Genomic DNA, 20,104 nt, shown 5'->3' with positions numbered 1-20,104 from the left:
GAGAGGTTTATGGCAGTTCATGTGGTTAAGAAGGGCGAGACCTTGGGGACGATTTCCACGATTTACGGGGTTTCAATTCAAACGATTGTAGAGATGAATGGATTATTATCAGCAAATACCCTCGTTCCAGGTCTTGCATTATACCTTCCTGGCACCCTGCCGCCAATCCGTCCTTATCAAATAAAAGCCGGCGATCACATTTGGCAGTTGGCACAACAATTCAATATTGATATTCCAACAATCTTAGAGGCAAATCCCGGCATTGACCCGAACAAACTTTATATCGGCCAAATCATCAATATTCCTTCGCCATTAAAATTAGAAATAGCCACACTCGGGTTTTTAGTGCCCTCGTCTGAAAGTGCAAACCTCGAAACGATAGAGAGTCTAGCGGGACAGCTGACGTTTTTAGCAGTTGTTGCTTATTCGTTTACTGAGGAAGGATTTGCGTTTAATGTGATAGAGGATGCAGCCCTTGTTTCAAGATGCAATCAACTGAACATCACTCCGTTATTAATGATACGGAATATTGCCGGAAATGATTTTAGTGCGGAATTGGCAGGGCGGGTGCTCCAAAATCCAACCTATCGTGGAAATTTGATAGCTAGTTTGGTGAATTTAACAAGAAATAGGGGCTTTGGCGGTGTCAGTATCGACCTTGAATTTATTCCGCCGGCCCAACGCCATGATTTTATTACCTTTCTAACAGATTTAAAGAACGCATTAGGCGGGCTTACCCTGCATGTGAATGTTCATGCGAAAACAGCGGATATTCCAACTAATCGAATCATTGGTGCTTATGATTATGCCGCGATTGGCAGTGTGGTCGATCTCGTTGCCGTGATGACAATGGATTACGGCTACCCCGGAGGTCCGCCTGATCCGATTGCCCCAATTACGTGGATGGAACAAGTTATCCGGTACTCAATCACCCAAATCAAATCGCAAAAGCTGCAAATCGCAATGCCGCTTTATGGGTATGATAAGGTTGTTCCTACGAATGCTGCTCATGCCCTATCGGTACTTGGTGCCCAAAATCAGGCTATTTCCACCGGTTCGGCGATTGAATTCGACAATACCGTTAAATCGCCGTGGTATCGGTATTGGCATGGAGTGGAGGAGCACGTTGTCTGGTTTGAAGATATTCGTAGTTTTATAGAAAAATATCGGCTCATCGATCTCTACCAATTGGCAGGCACAACCTTTTGGCAAATCAGCCTCCCAGCACCACAAAATTGGGCTTACCTTAATAAAAATATTCAAGTGGTCAAGAATAGAATTTAGAAATTGCATTCTATTTTTCAAATAGGAAGTGGAAAAGTTCTAAGGAAGGCTGGATATAGATTGATTAAAAAGGTTAAATTTTTCGTGCTTTTTTTATTAATGGTTATCGTCCCCTGCAGTCAAGTTACTGCAAAGAATGATTCTGAAAAATTGGTTCAGCAGCTAAATCAATTGATTAAGAATGACCCGGATTTACAAGGGGCGATCGCAGGTGTGAGTATTCGCTCTGCCGCAAGCGGGGAAATCATTTATGATCACCAAGGTGATGTCCGTTTACGGCCCGCTTCAAATATGAAGCTGCTAACGGCTGCAGCTGCCCTTAATGTTTTAGGAGAAGACTACAGCTTCCCAACTGAAATACTTACGGATGGAGCAGTAAAAAAGAACATACTTCAGGGAAATCTTTTTATAAAAGGAAAAGGCGATCCAACGCTATTAAAATCCGATTTTGATAAAATGGCAGCAGAATTACAGAGGCTGGGCATCAAAAAAATAACCGGGAATCTCGTTGGTGATGATTCCTGGTATGATGACGTCCGCTATTCCCTCGACTTACCATGGAGTGATGAAACGACTCATTATGGGGCGCAGATTTCCGCACTTACCGCTTCACCCACAACAGACTATGATGCGGGTTCAGTCATGGTTGTGGTGAAACCGGGAACAAAAACGGGGGACAAACCCATTGTAGAAATTACCCCTAAAACGGACTATGTAAAAATAGTAAATCATGCTGAAACGGTTTCTGCAGAAGGTAAAAAGGTAATCACCATCGAGCGAGCACATGCTATAAACACGATAACAATAGAAGGAACGATTCCGCTTAAGGCAAATGGTGAAAAAGACTGGATCAGTGTCTGGGACCCAACCCGATTTGCCCTATCCCTAATGAAACAGTCATTATCAGAACAGGGGATTACAGTTATGGGAAAAATTAAAACAGGACTGGTGCCTGACACCGCAGAAATATTGGCGACTCACCGCTCAATGCCATTATCAGAGTTACTGGTGCCATTTATGAAGTTGAGTAATAATGGCCATGCTGAAATCTTGATTAAGGAAATGGGCAAGGTGGTAAAAGGGGAGGGCAGCTGGGAAAAAGGAATCGAAGTGTTGGAAACTGAGATGGCAAAATGGGGGGTCAACACGAAAACAATGGTTATCCGTGATGGATCAGGTGTTGCCCATGTTGAATTAATTCCAGCCAATCAAGTATCACAGCTGTTATTTGCGGTACAAAAGGAAAAATGGTTTCCCAGCTATCTTTATTCCTTACCTGTAGGAGGTTCACGGGAAAAAATGGTCGGCGGAACACTTAGAAATCGCTTGAAAGACCCAGAAGTCCAAGGAAAAGTGAAAGCGAAAACGGGAACCATTTCCACTGTCAGTTCGTTATCAGGCTATCTCGAAACAAAAAGTGGGCAAACATTTATTTTTTCGATTTTATTAAATAATTTGTTGGACGACGAAAAAGGAAAAAAGATTGAAGACCGAATTGTTCGGCTGTTAGCTAATTCATGATTTCCCTCGTATTAAAGGGTTTTAGTATTGATATTTTAGGTTAATAGGTAAAATCGATTGGAAGCGTTTTACCACTTATGAACATTAAGATCATCTGGTACATGACATTTGTCATACCCTGCATATGACACCTGCTACTAACAAGTCCAACTCCCTTCCTTTATAATTCGAATTAACAACAGAAATAAGGAAGGGAATTCGAATAAAATGACCTTACAAAACACGAAAACGTTAAAAAAACAAATTGCACCTTTTGAAAAATCAACGACAAAAGAAAGTATATGGCAGATTATTAATACGGTCGTGCCATTTATAACTTTATGGTTTCTGGCATATTTAAGCCTGTCTGTTTCCTATTGGTTAGCTTTAGTACCGATTGTGTTAGCTGGAGGATTTTTGACAAGAATTTTCATCATTTTTCATGATTGTACCCATCATTCCTTTTTCAAAAGCCGCCGTATCAATCGTATCGTTGGGACAGCCATGGGGGTTTTTACCCTCTTCCCGTTTGATCAATGGGGGCATGAGCATTCCGTTCATCACGCAACAAGTGGGAATTTAGATAAGCGTGGTACAGGTGATATATGGACGCTTACAGTGGACGAATATTTAGCAGCACCACTGAGACTTCGTTTAGCCTATCGTTTTTATCGCAATCCATTGGTGATGTTTGGATTAGGTCCGATTTATGTTTTCCTTTTAAAAAATAGATTTAACCGCAAAGGTGCCAAAAAGAAAGAACGCATGAACACCTATTTAACGAATGTTCTTATCGTTGCTTTGGTTGGCTTGCTTGTGTGGGCAGTCGGCTGGCAGGCATTCCTTTTAGTTCAAGGGTCAATTTTCTTACTATCTGGTTCAGTTGGTATTTGGCTGTTCTACGTGCAGCACACTTTTGAAGATTCTTACTTTGAAGAGGATAAAGAATGGGAATATGTGAAAGCCGCAGTGGAAGGAAGTTCGTTCTATAAGCTTCCAAAACTAATGCAATTCCTAACTGGAAATATTGGTTATCACCATGTGCATCATTTAAGTCCAAGGGTGCCTAACTATAAACTTGAAGAGGCACACTCTAATACGCCACCATTACAAAACGTGCCAACGATTACCCTTGCAACTAGTTTGAAGTCACTGCGTTTTCGCCTATGGGATGAGGAACGAAAGAACTTTGTCACCTTTAAAGACGTTAAAGCTTTAGCGAAAACGAGTATTTCCATTCAAGCCAAACCCGAGTTATAAGTACACTGTTATTGCTGACTCCCTTTTAAAGGGAGTTTCAACTTTGAAAGAAACTGCCAGATAAGGAGAGAACTGGGATGATTCGAATTGTTATTGCTGATGATCAGGAAATGCTGCTAGAGGCAATCGGTTCCCTCCTCAATTTGGAAGATGATATGGAAGTGGTTGGTCAGGCAAGAAATGGAGAAGAGGCCCTTACTCTTGTGTGCCGTTTGCAGCCAGATGTATGTATCATGGATATAGAGATGCCGGAAATGAGCGGACTTGAGGCAGCAAAAGCCTTAAAGCAATTTGGCTGCAAAGTGATCATTTTAACCACCTTTGCAAGGACTGGTTATTTTGCTCGGGTATTACAAGCGGATGTAAGAGGTTATTTGTTGAAGGACAGCCCAAGCGAGAAGCTAGCTTGTTCGATTCGAAGCATTATGAATGGCAAGCGAATTTACTCACCCGAATTAATCGACGAAGAATCCAATCCCACCGACCAGGTCCCGGGTGATGCTCAAGGCCAAAATGAACGCACAAATCAGCAAAGTACCATAAATGGAACCGTAAAAAGTTATTTATCAACCATTATCGATAAAATAAAGTTGCCAACCGGATGAATTTTCATACCATACAAAGGACTGTCCTATTTAAAAGGGCGGTCCTTTCTATTTTTTAGTATACTTTTTTAATTTTTTTAGTATTGATTTTTCTATCGAAATAGTGATTAGATAATATTAAGGAAGAAAAGCACTGTAATAGGAGAGCAAAATGATATGAATAAAAAACAGGGACCATTACTGTCGGAACGGTTTGAGGTAGCTTACAACCAAGTACATGATGCTTTGAAGGATATTGTGCAAATTAATGATGAAAGATTTGTAGTTTTGGTGAAGATTGGGGCAAAAAAATATCAAATCATTGAAACGTATAAAAAAGATCTTGAGCAATATGCTCGACTGCGAAATGCAATCGTTCATGAAAAAATGGAGGTAGGCTTTTATATTGCAGAGCCAAATGCAAAAGTGGTTTCCCATATTGAAAAAATCGCTAATGTGTTTAGCCGCCCTAATTATGCACTTTCCATCGCCACGAAAAATGTGGTTTATTTTGATTATCATGACAGCATTTTGAAAGTGACGGCAGCGATAAAAGAGCATGGTTATTCAAAATTTCCAATCTATAAAAATAAAAAATGTATTGGGCTTCTGACAGCAGGTTCGATTGTTAAATGGATGGCGCAAAATATGGAGAGCGGTCATGTGAATCTATCCGATATCCATGTTTGGGATATCATGAATTATCAAAAAGAACTTCTGATTGAAATCGTTCCAAAAGAGATTAATATTTTTGAGGTTGAAAATATTTTTGAAAAAGCACATAAAAAGAAACGGAAATTAGAAGGCGTCATCATAACCCAAAATGGAAAAAACGAAGAGGTACCGCTAGGGATCGTCACCGCTTGGGATTTGATTGAAATTGATTATACGGTTGATTAAGGAAAGGGAGCATCCAAATGGCATGCTCCCTTGTTTATTATGGACTATTGTCAAAATCAAACTCGCTTAATTGGTCCATGTGGCTGGCAATCATCGCGATAATGGTACTAGCTTCTTCTTTGCTAAAAATAAAATGGGATTCATCCCTAATCAACTCGTCTTCGGTTGTCCAGATTCGGTTGATCCGTTTGAGAACGCCGTCTCCTGTAGCCTGAACAACGCCAAATTGATAGGTAACCTCTACTTCATCGGCATGCTTAAAGGCAGTAACTTCAGGAGTAGACCAGTCAACATCAATTTCTTCAAAAATGTCGTCACTGTTGAGTTGTTCAGCTTGATAATATTCCCCTTCATCATCATCGGCTTCAAAAACCTCCACTTCGTCGAACATTTCATTTGACTGGAGGCAGTCGTCATCATCTGAATAATCATCATCGCCGTTCATGTAATCATGCAGACTCCCATGGACTTCCTCGATAATGTCTTCAATGTCTGAAAGGATGACTTTCGCCGTATGTCCGCTGTCAACATCAAAGGTATCGATATAAAATTCCTCGTTTTGCGGGTCGAAGAACAGCGAGCAGAAATAATCACGGTCAAGTTCTTCGGTATCAACATCTGCTGTATCAACGAAAAACTCAATCCTTGGATGTTTAGCCGCTCTTTCAATTGTCATTTGTCCAACCTGATCATATTCGTCACAAATAGACTCCAGGTGCTCCTGCAATTCTCCACATACTCTGTCAAACCATTCTAACGACATCAAACATCCCATCCTTTCAATGTTAATCGAGGTTATTATTACCAATATTTAAAAATTTATGTTATTCATTGGTTTAAATAATGTAAATACTTGGATACATCTGGTAGGAAGAAATGATATACTCGGGATAAGATTATCGAGATGATAGGAGGTTAAGCGTTTGCTTTTTCTAGTAGATGAACTAAGTCAAATCTGCACTAAATTTCCTCTAAAAGAAAAACTCGTTATCGTTGATTCCCATGCCATCGGGGAACAAATCAATGAGGCATTTGTTAAGGAAGGCCATCTGGCAATTCATTTGAAGTATAAGACTGTCCATGATCTTGCACAAAACCTAGTGGAGCTCCATACGGACCAACCACTAAATATTATCGATCATACCGTCGGGGTCCATTTTACTTCTACATTGCTTACAGAATTGAAGGAACAAGGCAGACTTCGTTACTTCGCGGGAATGGAGATTACGCCTTCCTTTAGCCATGCCATTTATACAACGATTCAAACCTTGCGGCTAGCTGGATTTAGAAGTGACACGTTGAAAAAGGATGCTTTCATAACAGGAGATAAGGCGGAAGATATATATGAAATACTGTCTGAGTATGAAAAGGTCTTAAACAGCCATCACTTTACCGACAAAGCAGCTCTTCTATCGAAAGCACTGGAATTCGCGCAAATCGATGAAAAGGTTATTTTTATTTTACAATCCGGCCTAAATCTCTCACAACTAGAAGAACAACTCCTTGGTAAAATTGTACCTGAGTCTGGATATAAATTGCCGCTCGCACCCGTTTATGGCATCAACACACCGGAGGGGACTAGCATTGGTTCGATTCGCACGGGAGAACCTACTCCGCTAAGTTTTCTCTATCAACAGGAACATGCAAGCGGCGAGCAGGACTTACGTATTTTTACCGCAAAAACAGAGGAAATGGAAGTTAAACAAATCTTAGAAAGGATTAAAACAACAGAGGCTCCATTTGATGATAGCGTTGTTTATTACACCAACGCTGAATCCTACATAACCCTTTTTTATCACCTGTCACAAAAGCTGGATATCCCGATTACCTTTGGAGAGGGACTGCCAGTTTCTTTCAGCCGCCCGGGGCGGTTAGTTTCCGGGTTAATCAGCTGGATTCAGTCCAATTATAGTGTTCAAGCCTTTCTTGATTTGTTGAATGAGGGTTTGATTGAGCTTGGAGATGACGCCCCTTCTAAATCAAAAATCGCTCGAGTGCTTCGGGATTTACAGATTGGCTGGTCGCAGGAACGCTATCTTACACACCTCGATATGGAAATCGAACGGTTGTCTGAAAAGCTATTGCAAGCGGAAGAAATTACTTTTTATGAAAACCGCCTGAAAGATCTTTCCTGGTTAAAGCATTGGTTTGCATCTCTTTTTAAAAAGTTTCAGCCCTTGGATACAACGATGAACTATAAGAAATGCTTAACGGGAACAGCCTATCTTCTGAAAAATAATTGCCTACCGAGTTCATCCCTTGATGAAATTTCAAAAGTTTCCTTGCTGGATGAAATCGATAAGATTCTCCCGTATGCGGATGAATCGTTATCAAGCTACGATTTGTTTGAAAAGGTCAAGGACTTACTGCTATCTGTCCGGATCAATCAGTCGCGTCCAAAGCCAGGTCATCTGCATGTCTCTTCCTATCGAGATGGGATTTACAATAGCCGGTCAACTGTCTTTATCGCGGGCTTAGATAATAAAAAGTTCCCTGGTAATTCCAGTGAAGACCCGTTGCTGCTGGACATGGAGCGGGTTCAGTTAGGAAACAGGCTGCCATTGCTGCGGGAAAAAGGGCAGATAAACTTGTATACGCTATTACAGGTTTTGGCTCAATCAACAGGAACGGTAACATTCAGCTACTGTAATTTTGATATTAATAATAATCGTGTCGTTAACCCGGCGTTTGTTTTTTTGCAATGTTACCGATTAATCACGGGCAATAAAGACGCGGAATTCAAAGAGTTAACATCCTTGCCTTCCGCCATCATTGCTAATGATATTTTTGAAGATAAAGACTATTGGAATGAAAAATTAACCAGTGATGATTCTATCCAACTAGATGAAGAGATTTTAGACCATTTTCAAAATGTTAAATATGGTATCGAAGCAGAAACGGCTCGTAATACGAACAGTTTTTCGGAATTCGACGGACTCGTGCAAATAGATGCTAGGCAATATGATCCGCGTCTTAATCCGGAAAAAACAATGAGTGCCGGCAAACTTGAAACACTCGCGAAATGTTCCTATTCCTATTTTTTAAAAGAAGTGCTGCGAGTAAGGCCGATTGAGGATGTCTCATTTGATGCCAACAAATGGCTTAATCCTGCTGCACGAGGCAGCTTGCTCCACAGCATTTTTGAAAATTTCTATAAGCAATTAAAAGAGACTAAGACTAAGCCTGTTTATGCCTTGCATGAGGACAAAATCTTAGCGATTGCAGCAAAGCTAATCGAACAGCAAAAAGAAATCCAGCCGCCGCCAAATGACAGAGTCTATCTTCGTGAATTAAACAATATTTTGGCCTGCTGCAAAATTTTTCTGAAAGAAGAGGAGCGTCACAGCGAAAATTACGACGCACTTCATTTTGAATATTCTTTTGGTATCGGTGAAAAAGACGCGGCAATCATTACCCTTCCATCTGGGAAAGTGAAAATCTCGGGAATTATTGACCGTATCGATCAAGCAAGCGATGGCAGCTATCACATTATCGATTATAAGACAGGGAGTACCTACAGTTATAAGCAACACGGAGCTTTTAATGGCGGACGTCAACTCCAGCATCTAATATACGCCTTGGCGATTGAACAGCACTTAAATCTTGGCGCCGGCTCAGTAGCGGAAAGCTCGTATTATTTTCCAACTGTGAAAGGGATGGCCGAGCGGTTTACCCGCAAGCAGGATAGCTCCCTTAGAACAAATGGGTTAGACATTCTTGAAAAATTAATAGATGTCATTAAACACGGTCATTTTGAAATGACTGATGATGAAAATGATTGTAAGTTCTGCGAGCTTAAGCTAGTCTGCCGCCGGCATTTTTATGATAAAGATATGCTGAAATTGAAACAATCCAATCGGAAGCTAAAGGGGGTTAGAGCCTATGACTAAGGTCATTCAGGACCAGGGCGCACGTGGTAAGATTAAATCCCAGCTCGGCACCAATTTTTTAGTAGAAGCAGGTGCAGGTTCAGGAAAAACAACGAGCCTAGTCGAGCGAATGGTGAATCTCATCCATACCGGAACCGCCGAAATCCAAGAAATTGTCGCCATCACCTTTACAAGAAAAGCGGCAGACGAACTAAAGGTCCGCTTTCAAGCAAAATTAGAGGAGGCCTGGAAAAAGGAAACGGATCTTGACGCCGAATATCGTTTAGGAGATGCGCTGCAAAACATGGAACGAGGCTTTTTAGGAACGGTTCATGCCTTTTGCGCGAAGCTCCTCCGCGAGCGTCCGATTGAAGCCCAGTTAGATTTGACCTTTAAGGAACTTGAAGAAGCCGATGATTTGGATATTTTAGTTGAAGCATGGCAGCACTATCTGCAGGATTTAATGGATCAGGATTCACCACATTTTCGGGAAATCGCCGAATTAGGGATTAACGTGGATGATATTTTTCCATGGCTGAAGGATTTAAAGGAGTATTCCGATGTTGAATGGGTGACGGAAACAGTTTCGAAACCAGAGCTGCATGAGGATTATAATTACTTCATGCTGCACATCCAGGAAGCGAAAAAGTTCGTTCCAGATGCGGAGCCGCTAAGGGGCTATGACGCCCTCCAGAAAGCGATCGTAACGGCATGTCAAAAGGATAGGTTCATCGACTCAATGGAAGATAAGGACATTATCGGGATTTTTAGTTTATTTGCTAAAAATCTCAAGCCAACCTTTAACCGCTGGGCTTCAAAAGAAGACGCTCAATATTACGAAGAGAAAATCACCACTGCCTTTGAAGAAAATATTAAGCCGCTGATCCAGGCATGGAAAGAATACTGTCATCCGAAGATTGTCAGTTTCCTAATAGGGGCAGTACATTCCTATGAGCAACTGAAAAAGGAACGATCTCTGTTAAATTTTCAAGATTTAATGATGCATACTTCAAAACTGTTAAAAGAAAATCGTGAAGTCCGCAGTTACTTCCAGGGCAAATATCGCTTCCTGCTAGTCGATGAATTTCAAGATACCGACCCGCTTCAAGCGGAAATCATGTTCTATTTAACGAGTGAAGATATAGAGGAAAAAACCTGGACAAGCTGTAGACCGAAACCGGGTTCGCTGTTTGTGGTTGGTGACCCAAAGCAGGCGATTTATCGTTTCCGCCGGGCGGATATTGATACATACAACCGAGTGAAGCAGCTAATGGAAGACCATGGAGGAGAGGTATTGCAGCTGACAACGAATTTCCGCAGCCTCGACACCGTGACGAAACCATTAAATACCGTTTTTGAACAGCAGTTACCGGGAGTAGAAACCGTTTATCAAGCAGCGTACCGTCCGCTGATTTCCCATCATGAGGATGGGGGTGCTGGCTTTTCGGGAGTTAAATTATTATCAGTACCCGCTGATGTTAAAAAGAAAGAAGAGGTTATTGTAAAGGATGCCGAGAACATTGCATTGACGATTCACAATCTTATGGAGCAAGGATATCGAGCTAAAGATTTCATGGTGCTGACAAGGTACAACGACGGAGTCGCTATCTATGCAAAAATGATAGAAGATATCGGGATTCCGGTCAGTATCAGCGGCGAAGTCATCCTTGGGGAGACACGGGAGTTCCAGGATTTGTGGATTCTCTTAAAATCGTTCTTGGACCCGACGGATGAAGTCGGCTTTGTGGCCGTTTTACGCGGGATTTTCTTTGGCATTAGTGATGAGGAATTGTATCAGTGGAAGCAAGCAAAGGGTAGATTTTCGGTTTATGCAGATATACCGGACGACCTAACTGAAAAAGTAAAAGCTAAATTTACACTCGCCCTAAGCAAATTACAGCTCTGCCAAAAGCTGATTCGCACGCTTAGACCAACCGCTGCCATCGAATTTATCATTGAAGAAATAGGATTCTATCCATTACTGTTAAAAAATGGCCGCGGTAAACGAACGTATAAAAGCTTGCTGCAAGTAATTGAAGCCCTTAGGAAGCAGGAGGCCGCAGGAAATACATCCTATAAACAGGTTGTAGAAACCCTTACAGAGATGATTTTTGAAAAAACGGTCGTGGCAAACCTCGAGGAAGAGGCCGATGCGGTTCGCATCATGAATGTCCATAAAGCCAAAGGCCTTGAAGCACCAATTGTCTTTTTGGCCCACCCGGCAAAAGCGGTTAGTCCCGAATCCTTTTTATCGAAGCATATTAAACGGGAAGACTTGTCTTCGAAAGGATTCTTCACGTTTACAGTCGATTCCGGCTTCCAATCAAAAGAAATGGCGATACCGCTTAAATGGGCAGACCATAAAGCGGAGGAATTAATGTACTTAAGCGAAGAAGAGCTGCGGATTGTTTACGTCGCCTCCACCCGGGCCGAGAAGGCATTGATTATCAGCGCAAACGGCGGTAACAAGAAAAACCCTTGGAACATTCTTTTTGAAATGGATACGATTGAAGAACTGGAAATTCCAGAGGTAGATTCATTTGAAAGGAAAATTCTTCAAGGGGAAATAACTTTAAATGAATTTCAATCCAAAACCATTCGTAAACACGAATGGATTGAAGCCGGCAGTGAAAAGAGCTATGATCATTGGACGCCGACAAAGGACAAGAATTATCGTGAAATCACTATAGAACGGGAATCCGGCGGCGGAAAAGACTGGGGGACGCTCATTCATGATGTGTTCGAAAAAGCGGTTCAAGGATACGACCTGACCCATTATCTGAAGATCGCTTTGAACAAATTTAATCTACCGGCAGCGAAAGAAGCGGAGGTTGAAACCTATCTGCAAAATCTTAAGAGGTCGAAGCTTTGGGAGCATTTACAAACAGCAGAGGAAGTGCTGACAGAGGTACCGTTCACGTTGAAGGTCGAAAAGGGTCACAATCTTTATACACTAATCACAAAGAATCCTGAGGATAAGTATCCATTCTTGGTCAAAGGAACGATTGACCTAATCTATAAGAAGAATGGCTCCTGGACTATTGTGGATTACAAAACAGACCGGGCGAAACATGAGGGAGACTATGATAAGCTTCAGGCATTCTATTGCAGCCAGCTGGCGTTCTATAAAGGTGCTTGGGAAGCGGTGACAGGGGAGAAAGTATCGGAAGGATTACTCTATTTCCTATTGCCGGATAGATTGGCGGCTGTTTAAAGCAGCTAAGCATTTGGAAAGAAATAATAATAGTTGGACTAATAGAAGTCATAAATTAGCCCTTAAATAATAGAATTAATTATATAAGCGAATAGAAATCTGTAATACTGCCTTGGTTATAGTCTAGTACTGTCATCAGGGCATCTTTTATTTAGGAGGTGAAGATAGGATGGAAGTCAAACGAATTCCGGCTTTTACCCTGGCAAGTCAAATCATTCCCAACATTGATGATGGTTTAAGAGAGGCCTTTAAGGTACCCGCCAATGTTAAAAGCTTAGGTCTCGTAACTAGCACGAGCGATGATGTCGGCTATACCGCATTAGATGAGGCAACGAAGATGGCAGCGGTGGAGGTCGTTTATGCGAAGTCCTTTTATGCCGGAGCGGCACATGCTTCGGGTCCATTATCGGGGGAGTTCTTAGGTATTTTAGGCGGGGCAACACCTTCTGAGGTAAAAAGCGGTCTTGAGGCGGCGGTTCACCTCATTAATGAGGGACCGGCGTTTTATGCAGTGGACAAGGCAGGGGATCATGCCTATTTTGCCCACACAATTTCACGGACGGGAACATATTTGTCAAAAATGGCAGGCATTAATCCGGGCGAGCCGTTAGCCTATTTGATAGCACCGCCGCTTGAAGCAATGGTTGGCTTGGATGCTGCCTTGAAGGCAGCGGATGTAAGGCTGTGTGTTTTTTATGGACCGCCGACGGAAACAAACTTCGGCGGCGGGCTGCTAACCGGAAGTCAATCGTCCTGTGCCGCGGCGGCAGAAGCGTTTGCTGAAACCGTTAAGAAAATTGCGCTTTCCCCCCATAGTTCATTTTAGCTTTTTAAAAAGGTGTTGAGAAAATTGACGGAGAAAAAGCAGCGCGTCATTCAAGAGTATGTTCCCGGGAAACAGCTGACATTAGCCCATATCATCGCCAATCCCGATGAAGCATTGTACACAAAACTTGGAATCGGGCAGGCCGGTGCGATTGGGATTTTAACGTTAACGCCGACGGAAACCGCGATAATCGCCGCCGATATAGCTACAAAAGCCGCCGCTATCGAAATAGGCTACCTTGACCGATTTACCGGTTCCTTGGTCATTTGCGGAACGGTATCTGACGTGGACATGGCCATCCAAGCCATTAATCAATTTTTAAGCAGGCATTTAAAATTTGAACCAGCAGAGATTACCCGCTCATGAAAACAGGCAAAGTTATGATGATTGGTCCGATTGGATCCGGGAAATCGACGTTAACGAAGTGTCTATTGGAGGATTCGTCGCCTGTGCTAAAAACACAAGCACTTAGTTACAACGAGTGGATTATCGACACGCCCGGTGAATATAGCGAAAACCCGCTGTTTTACCGCTCGCTGCTGGCGACATCGCTTGAAGCGAGGGCAGTGCTGGTGGTCCAAGATGCCACAAGGCTTCAACAGATTCTGCCTCCTAATTTTGCCCAGGGCTTTCCAATCGTGCCTTTAGGGGTGATTACAAAAATAGACCATCCAGATGCGAATTTGGCTAAGGCGGAGAAAATTTTAAGACAGGTTCTCCCACAAAATGAGATTTTTCATGTATCGTCTGTCACTTTAAAAGGGATTTCAGAGCTGCGGACAGCAATCGAGAAATATCTGTAGCGGTATTGTTCAGCACCCTATCATCCATTCTTAGCGAATATTATTTGAATAGTTCGAATAACATGGTACAAACTTCACTACAACAGGTGGGACAAATTTGCGGAAAAAATTTAGACACTGCGATCGGGAGTGAGGTGCGTTGAGCTCGGTGGTAATTAAAAGTGTTGGCATTGATATTGGTACAAGTACCTCCAAATTTATGATGAGTGAATTGACGCTGGGCCGGGTATCGAGCCATTTTTCCCTGCCGCAGTTCGATATCATTGAACGGAAGGTCACATATGTTAGTGAGATTATTTCCACCCCGTTAAAAAATGAAGAGGAAATTGATCTGCCTCTGCTCGTTTCCTGGCTTGAGAAGGAGTATCAGCAAGTGGGTCTAACACTTTCAGATATTAAATCAGGGGCCGTCATCATTACCGGGGAAACGGCAATTAAAAAGAATGCCGACGAGCTGATTCATTATTTAGCAGAACGGTCCGGAGACTTTGTGGTCGCAATAGCAGGTGCTAGTTTGGAAGCGGTGTTAGCAGGAAAAGGTTCAGGGGCGGCCAGGCACTCGCAATCGTCGAGAGCGGCAATTGCGAACATTGATATTGGCGGCGGTACGGCAAATGTTGTCGTTTTTCAGCAGGGGAAAGTGCTTGAAACGATCACTTTTCATGTTGGCGGCCGATTGATCGAGATGAATTCACTAGGCGAGATCTTATCGGTATCACCGTCTTTAAAACCATGGCTTTTTTTTAAAAAGTTTCAAGTAGAAAAAGGGATGCGCATGTCGTTTGCGGAGCTGGTCGAAATCACTTCAGCGCTATGCGGCGATTTGCTTGATGTGTTAGCAGGGGAAAAATCAATTTCCTCACTTGAAAGCTTGGTCCATAGCACATCCTGTGAGGTCTTACCGAGAATTCAGGAGGTAATGGTTTCTGGGGGAGTCGGGCGGCTTGCATTGGAAGCACCCCCTGCGACGTTAGCAGATGTGGCAAAATTTAACGACATCGGTCCGCTGCTGGCGAGTGAGTTAATGAAGGTGGTAAAAAGGTACCATTTTACTGTGGTGGAGGCGGCACAGACATCCAGCGCAACCGTTATTGGGGCTGGAACCCAAACGACAAAGCTAAGCGGAGCGACCATTTCCATTCAACCTGAGCTCCTGCCCTTACGGAATGTTCCTGTAGTGAAGGTGGCCTTTACGGAAATGGATTTTGAAGAGCAGATAGAGCAAGCTTTTTTAAAGGGAAAGGAATGGTTTGGGGGAAATGACCGCTTACCATTTGCAATTGGTTTAGGCGGTACACTCTACTTATCATACGTAAAGCTTAAGGAATTTGCAGATATTATTGGCAATCTGTATTCGAAGCATTTCCCGCGTGCGGAGGTTCTCGTCGTCGTCTGTGAAAATGACATGGCTAAGGCCCTAGGGCAGGCGTTGCGGCTGCAAACTAAGTATCAAGTGATTTGCATTGATCAAATTGGGATAGGACATGGTGATTATATTGATATTGGCGCGCCATTGAATGATACATTGGTGCCGGTAGTCGTCAAAACTTTGGCGTTTTCTTAGGGTGTTTAAATAGGAGGTGATAATTTGAAATCATCGATAACTTTACTTAATAAAACCTATCAATTCCGTGATTTGAAAGACATTCTTGCGAAAGCGAATGAGGAAAAGTCTGGCGACCAGCTTGCTGGTATTGCCGCAAATGATGCCCAGGAGCGGCTCGCCGCACGGCACCTGTTATCCGAATTAACCCTTAGCGATATTCGCAACAACCCTGTGCTGGCACCAGAAGAGGACGAGGTTTCACGCTTGATAGAGGAATCCATCAATGAAAAAATCTTTCAATCTATCGCCAATTGGACCGTAAGTGAGCTCCGTGAAACCCTACTCTCTGATAACACGACAAACATTGAAATCAGCCGTATCCGCAGAGGGCTGACAAGTGAGATGGCCGCTGCCGCCGCCAAAATTATGTCCAACCTCGATTTAATTCAGGCAGCTTCAAAAATAGAAGTCGTTACCCAGTGCAATTACCCAATTGGCCACAAAGGAACTCTTGCTGGCAGGGCACAGCCGAACCATCCAACAGACAGCATCCAAGGAATCAAAGCCTCCCTCTATGAAGCCTTAAGCTACGGAATCGGCGATGCTGTTATTGGTATCAACCCGGTTATTGACACGGCTGAAAGTGTGAAGCAAATTTTACAAATGACAAGAGAGGAAATAGACAGATTCCAAATCCCGACGCAAAACTGTGTATTAGCCCATGTGACGACACAGATGCGGGCGATAAAAAATGGCGCTCCCTCTGATTTGCTTTTTCAAAGCTTAGCGGGCACGGAGGCTGGGAATAAGGCATTTGGAATTAGCATCGATCTCCTAGATGAAGCAAATGAGTTAATTCAAAAAGAAGGCACCTCCCATGGGCCGAATCTTTGGTATTTTGAAACCGGACAGGGCTCAGAGCTGTCCTCCGATGCCCATCACGGCATTGACCAAGTGACGCTCGAATCGAGATGCTATGGCCTCGCGAAAAAATATAAACCATTTATTGTGAACACGGTTGTTGGTTTCATTGGACCAGAGTACCTATACAACAGCAAACAGGTCATTAGGGCGGGGCTCGAGGATCATTTTATGGGGAAGCTCCAGGGGATTCCGATGGGGGTTGATGTTTGTTATACGAACCATATGAAAGCGGATCAAAATGATATGGAAAACCTCGCTATCTTACTAGGTTCTGCCGGGGTAAATTTCCTCATTGGCGTGCCGATGGCGGATGACTGCATGCTTAATTATCAGTCTACGAGTTTTCATGATATTGCCTCAGTACGCAGTGTTCTCGGCCTCAGACCGGCGCCTTATTTTGAAAAATGGCTCGAAAAAATGGGGATTATCGAGGGCGGGAGATTAACAGGACGGGCAGGGGACCCGACCATATTTATGTAGATTGAGAAGTGGTATTGGTGGCTTTACTGTCGGAAAGAATGCCCCAACTGTCGCAAAGGATGCTCCAACTGTCGAGAAGGGTGCCGTAACTGTCGCAAAGGGTGATCCAACTGTCGCGAAGGGTCTTTCAACTGTCGATATAGATGTCCAACTGTCGCAAAGGGTGCGCCAACTGTCGCGAAGAGTGCCCCAACTGTCGCGAAGAGTGCTCCAACTGTCGCAAAGAGATGTCCACCAATAAGATAAGCCACTATTACTGTCGAACAAGGCATAATTATCGAAAGGAGGCGAGCATTTTTGAAGGAAAAACAAATTGAATTGATTGTTCAAAAGGTAATGGAGCAGCTGCAAGCGAAATTTCCAATAGAGAATAGAGCAGATCCAGATGACAAAGGACTCATATTTACCGAACAAGACTGGAAAACCTCGATTCCGAAGCCTGATTTTCAGGAAGGAGTCGCGGAATTGACTGCTTCCACCCCGGCCCGGATTGGCGTCTGGAGAACAGGCACCCGCCCGCTTACGAAAACGATGTTAAAGCTGCAATTCGACCATGCGGCCGCTATCGATGCAGTCGGCGGCGAGGTGCTCGAAAACTACCTGGAGGAGTTCGCTTTATTCACGGTGGAGACATGCTATGAGACCAAGGAAGTTTATTTGAAAAGGCCGGATAAGGGAAGGGTGCTAACAGATGCGGCCGTCCAAACGATAAAGGAGCGGTGCCGGCATCGACCGCAGGTGCAAATTGTCGTCTCAGATGGGCTTAGCGCCAGTGCCGTAGAAACCAATTTGAAGGATGTATACCCCGCCTTACTAGATTCATTGAAACTTAACAATCTGAACTACGGAACGCCTTTTTTTGTGAAAGGGGGCAGGGTCGCGTGTATGGACCATATCGGCGAAATTCTTGAGCCAGAGGTACTTGTTCTCCTAATCGGCGAACGGCCCGGGCTTGTTTCGGCAAGTTCAATGAGTGCCTATATGTGTTATCGGCCCCGAAAAGGGGTTGTCGAATCGGACCGCAATGTCATCTCGAATATTCACCCGCTGGGCACTCCGCCCGTTGAAGCGGGTGCCCATATCGGCACCGTTTTACAAAAAATGATGGACCAAAAAGTAAGCGGTGTGAAACTGGAATTATAGAAAAAACAATAGGAAGGGGGTTAGTTAAATGGAGGTATTTATCGGTTTTGCTTTAGTAGTGATTACGCTTTGCGTCGGAACGGCGATTGGCTTGAATGCCAATAAAAACGTCCGTGCCTTTAAAGAGGAGGAACATGAAATTTTTGTTGATAAGGATGTCAGAAATTAAACAGGAGAGGGGAGAAAGGAATGAAAAATAAAGACCAACAAATGTTGGAGGATCGAAAGCAGCTAAACCGGTATGGCTATGCCCAAGAGCTGCTGCGTGACATGGGCGGATTTTCAAACTTTGCCATCTCGTTTTCGATTATTTCTATTTTAACTGGCGCCGTTTCATTATATGGCCATGGATTAACCTACGGCGGACCTGGAATGATGGGCTTTGGCTGGACGATTGTCGCCTTTTTCGTGCTACTGGTTGCCGCCTCACTTGCTGAACTTGCGTCAGCGATTCCCACCGCTGGTGCCCTATACCACTGGGCTGCCACTCTAAAAGGGAGAAGGATTGGCTGGTATACCGCTTGGATTAATCTTATTGGTCAAATCGGAATTGTCGCGGGAATTGATTACTCATGCGCCTTATTCGCCGACCCACTCTTAGCAACAGTCTTTGGTTATACTTCCACCGATACTACCATTCTAATTGTCTTTGGCGTAATTCTTCTATTACACGGAATCCTCAACCACGTCGGAATTAAAATCGTTGCCAAATTAAATGACTTTTCAGCCTGGTATCATATGCTTGTCGTCGCTATTTTGGTTGTCAGTTTGGCTTTTTTTACAAAAAACGGTTTGCAGCCAATTGATTACTTATTCCAGGTCGGGCAAACTTTTTCCGATAAGCCCTATTTCTTGGCCTTTTTAATTGGTTTATTGCAGGCGCAATGGACCTTTACCGGCTATGACGCTTCGGCACATACGATTGAAGAAACCGTTCATCCGCGTGTCAGGGCACCGTGGGGGATCTACAATTCAGTGGCTTTTTCCTTCGTCTTTGGGTTTATCATGCTTGCCTTCGTGACCCTTTCGATTCACGATGCGGCTGGTGCAGTGAACTCTGACAATGCCTTTATCTATGTCATTAGCCAAGCGTTGGGCGGTACGTTTGGATCGATCGTTCTCTGGCTCGTCACTTTTGCGATGTTCTTCTGCGGTCTCTCATCGATTACCTCATTCTCACGGATGATGTATGCGTTTTCGCGTGATAAGGGCATGCCTTTCAGCCGTCATTGGGCAGAAATCAGCCGCAAATTCCGGACACCGGCAAAGGCGATTTGGCTGGCCGTAATTCTTTCCTTTGCCTTAGCATTAATTGATTATTTCACAAAAATTCTAAATCCAAATGCCGGTTATTCAACCATTGCATTCTTAACCGGGGTAAGTGTTGTTGGCTTGTATGTTGCTTATGGGATTCCAATCTATCTTAAATTAGAAGCCGAAGCGAAAGGAATCTTTTTACGAAAGCATTACGGTCCTTGGAGTCTTGGAAAATGGAGCAAGCCGATTAATATTCTCAGCATCATCTGGATTCTCTTCATTTCGATTATGATGGTGATTCCGCCAAACCAAATGGCCGCCTATGCCTTGGGCGGGATGTTTATTATCTTGATAATCATGGACTTAAGCTATTACAAGAAACATTTCAAAGGTCCGCAAGCAGCCCTTGAAAAATCAATCGAAGAGATACAAAGGTTGGAAGATGAGTTTGAACATGAAAAGCAATAGCAGGTAAAAATCATAAAAGTGCCCGTAAGAATCGTACAGGGCACTT

Annotated in this window: 17 protein-coding genes; 16 read left to right on the top strand and 1 reads right to left on the bottom strand. The window is 43.4% G+C overall.

The genetic code is table 11. The features are described 5' to 3' along the window. Positions 1-9: 9 nt before the first annotated feature. The 5 genes from ACFVSW_RS25430 (at position 10) to ACFVSW_RS25410 (ending at position 5,528) form a co-directional block, all read left to right on the top strand. Positions 10-1,284, top strand: coding sequence for a LysM peptidoglycan-binding domain-containing protein (locus ACFVSW_RS25430; RefSeq protein ID WP_387319405.1), 1,275 nt, complete (start codon positions 10-12; stop codon positions 1,282-1,284). Between the two features lie 99 nt (positions 1,285-1,383). Then, positions 1,384-2,805 (top strand): D-alanyl-D-alanine carboxypeptidase/D-alanyl-D-alanine endopeptidase, encoded by a 1,422-nt coding sequence (gene dacB, locus ACFVSW_RS25425; RefSeq protein WP_387319413.1) that lies wholly within the window; start codon positions 1,384-1,386, stop codon positions 2,803-2,805. A gap of 207 nt (positions 2,806-3,012) precedes the next feature. Further along, on the top strand, positions 3,013-4,044 hold the full coding sequence (gene desA / locus ACFVSW_RS25420; protein WP_387319404.1) for a Delta(5) desaturase DesA: 1,032 nt from the start codon (positions 3,013-3,015) through the stop codon (positions 4,042-4,044). A gap of 77 nt (positions 4,045-4,121) precedes the next feature. Further along, the gene (locus ACFVSW_RS25415; protein ID WP_387319403.1) at positions 4,122-4,649 is read left to right on the top strand and encodes a response regulator; all 528 of its coding nucleotides are present in this window, start codon (positions 4,122-4,124) and stop codon (positions 4,647-4,649) included. 156 nt (positions 4,650-4,805) lie between these two features. After that, positions 4,806-5,528 (top strand): CBS domain-containing protein, encoded by a 723-nt coding sequence (locus tag ACFVSW_RS25410; RefSeq protein ID WP_387319401.1) that lies wholly within the window; start codon positions 4,806-4,808, stop codon positions 5,526-5,528. Positions 5,529-5,565: 37 nt separating this feature from the next. Here the strand turns inward: ACFVSW_RS25410 and ACFVSW_RS25405 are convergent, their stop codons facing one another. After that, entirely contained in the window at positions 5,566-6,291 is a 726-nt protein-coding gene (locus tag ACFVSW_RS25405) for a hypothetical protein (RefSeq protein ID WP_387319400.1), read from the bottom strand. A 160-nt stretch (positions 6,292-6,451) separates the two neighbouring features. On the opposite strand from ACFVSW_RS25405, the gene ACFVSW_RS25400 reads away from it, so the two are divergent. From ACFVSW_RS25400 to ACFVSW_RS25350, 11 genes are all read left to right on the top strand, one after another. Further along, on the top strand, positions 6,452-9,418 hold the full coding sequence (locus tag ACFVSW_RS25400) for a PD-(D/E)XK nuclease family protein (protein ID WP_387319399.1): 2,967 nt from the start codon (positions 6,452-6,454) through the stop codon (positions 9,416-9,418). Then, the gene (locus tag ACFVSW_RS25395) at positions 9,411-12,611 is read left to right on the top strand and encodes a UvrD-helicase domain-containing protein (protein ID WP_387319398.1); all 3,201 of its coding nucleotides are present in this window, start codon (positions 9,411-9,413) and stop codon (positions 12,609-12,611) included. Before ACFVSW_RS25400 ends, ACFVSW_RS25395 begins: the two co-directional genes overlap by 8 nt. A 169-nt stretch (positions 12,612-12,780) precedes the next feature. Further along, positions 12,781-13,437 carry an ethanolamine utilization microcompartment protein EutL gene (eutL, locus tag ACFVSW_RS25390; protein ID WP_387319397.1) on the top strand — a complete coding sequence of 219 codons (657 nt, stop codon included), beginning with the start codon at positions 12,781-12,783 and terminating at the stop codon, positions 13,435-13,437. Between the two features lie 24 nt (positions 13,438-13,461). Then, positions 13,462-13,803 (top strand): ethanolamine utilization microcompartment protein EutS, encoded by a 342-nt coding sequence (gene eutS, locus ACFVSW_RS25385; protein WP_024028253.1) that lies wholly within the window; start codon positions 13,462-13,464, stop codon positions 13,801-13,803. Beyond that, positions 13,800-14,240 carry a EutP/PduV family microcompartment system protein gene (locus ACFVSW_RS25380; RefSeq protein ID WP_387319396.1) on the top strand — a complete coding sequence of 147 codons (441 nt, stop codon included), beginning with the start codon at positions 13,800-13,802 and terminating at the stop codon, positions 14,238-14,240. Before eutS ends, ACFVSW_RS25380 begins: the two co-directional genes overlap by 4 nt. Before the next feature lie 148 nt (positions 14,241-14,388). Then, positions 14,389-15,804 carry an ethanolamine ammonia-lyase reactivating factor EutA gene (locus ACFVSW_RS25375; protein ID WP_387319412.1) on the top strand — a complete coding sequence of 472 codons (1,416 nt, stop codon included), beginning with the start codon at positions 14,389-14,391 and terminating at the stop codon, positions 15,802-15,804. 24 nt (positions 15,805-15,828) lie between these two features. After that, positions 15,829-17,190, top strand: a complete 1,362-nt coding sequence (locus ACFVSW_RS25370) for an ethanolamine ammonia-lyase subunit EutB (protein WP_387319395.1) — start codon at positions 15,829-15,831, stop codon at positions 17,188-17,190. A 1-nt stretch (position 17,191) separates the two neighbouring features. Beyond that, on the top strand, positions 17,192-17,431 hold the full coding sequence (locus ACFVSW_RS25365) for a hypothetical protein (protein WP_387319394.1): 240 nt from the start codon (positions 17,192-17,194) through the stop codon (positions 17,429-17,431). 56 nt (positions 17,432-17,487) lie between these two features. After that, positions 17,488-18,333, top strand: a complete 846-nt coding sequence (eutC, locus tag ACFVSW_RS25360) for an ethanolamine ammonia-lyase subunit EutC (RefSeq protein ID WP_387319393.1) — start codon at positions 17,488-17,490, stop codon at positions 18,331-18,333. Between the two features lie 28 nt (positions 18,334-18,361). Beyond that, positions 18,362-18,502, top strand: coding sequence for a hypothetical protein (locus ACFVSW_RS25355; protein ID WP_387319392.1), 141 nt, complete (start codon positions 18,362-18,364; stop codon positions 18,500-18,502). A gap of 20 nt (positions 18,503-18,522) precedes the next feature. After that, positions 18,523-20,058, top strand: a complete 1,536-nt coding sequence (locus tag ACFVSW_RS25350) for an amino acid permease (protein WP_387319391.1) — start codon at positions 18,523-18,525, stop codon at positions 20,056-20,058. The last annotated feature ends 46 nt before the right edge of the window (positions 20,059-20,104 follow it).

The sequence above is a fragment of the Neobacillus sp. NPDC058068 genome (genome assembly GCF_042885335.1).
Lineage (GTDB): Bacteria > Bacillota > Bacilli > Bacillales > Cytobacillaceae > Neobacillus.
Note: the sequence above shows the minus strand (reverse complement) of the source record. Positions and strands in the feature narration are given on the sequence as shown.

What these genes read in the sequence shown, in the direction of transcription:
- ACFVSW_RS25430 (WP_387319405.1), top strand. Translation starts at nt 10, where the DNA reads ATGGCAGTTCATGTGGTTAAGAAGGGCGAGACCTTGGGGACGATTTCC.
- dacB (WP_387319413.1), top strand. Translation starts at nt 1,384, where the DNA reads ATGGTTATCGTCCCCTGCAGTCAAGTTACTGCAAAGAATGATTCTGAA.
- desA (WP_387319404.1), top strand. Translation starts at nt 3,013, where the DNA reads ATGACCTTACAAAACACGAAAACGTTAAAAAAACAAATTGCACCTTTT.
- ACFVSW_RS25415 (WP_387319403.1), top strand. Translation starts at nt 4,122, where the DNA reads ATGATTCGAATTGTTATTGCTGATGATCAGGAAATGCTGCTAGAGGCA.
- ACFVSW_RS25410 (WP_387319401.1), top strand. Translation starts at nt 4,806, where the DNA reads ATGAATAAAAAACAGGGACCATTACTGTCGGAACGGTTTGAGGTAGCT.
- ACFVSW_RS25405 (WP_387319400.1), bottom strand. Translation starts at nt 6,291, where the DNA reads ATGTCGTTAGAATGGTTTGACAGAGTATGTGGAGAATTGCAGGAGCAC.
- ACFVSW_RS25395 (WP_387319398.1), top strand. Translation starts at nt 9,411, where the DNA reads ATGACTAAGGTCATTCAGGACCAGGGCGCACGTGGTAAGATTAAATCC.
- eutL (WP_387319397.1), top strand. Translation starts at nt 12,781, where the DNA reads ATGGAAGTCAAACGAATTCCGGCTTTTACCCTGGCAAGTCAAATCATT.
- ACFVSW_RS25380 (WP_387319396.1), top strand. Translation starts at nt 13,800, where the DNA reads ATGAAAACAGGCAAAGTTATGATGATTGGTCCGATTGGATCCGGGAAA.
- ACFVSW_RS25355 (WP_387319392.1), top strand. Translation starts at nt 18,362, where the DNA reads ATGGAGGTATTTATCGGTTTTGCTTTAGTAGTGATTACGCTTTGCGTC.
- ACFVSW_RS25350 (WP_387319391.1), top strand. Translation starts at nt 18,523, where the DNA reads ATGAAAAATAAAGACCAACAAATGTTGGAGGATCGAAAGCAGCTAAAC.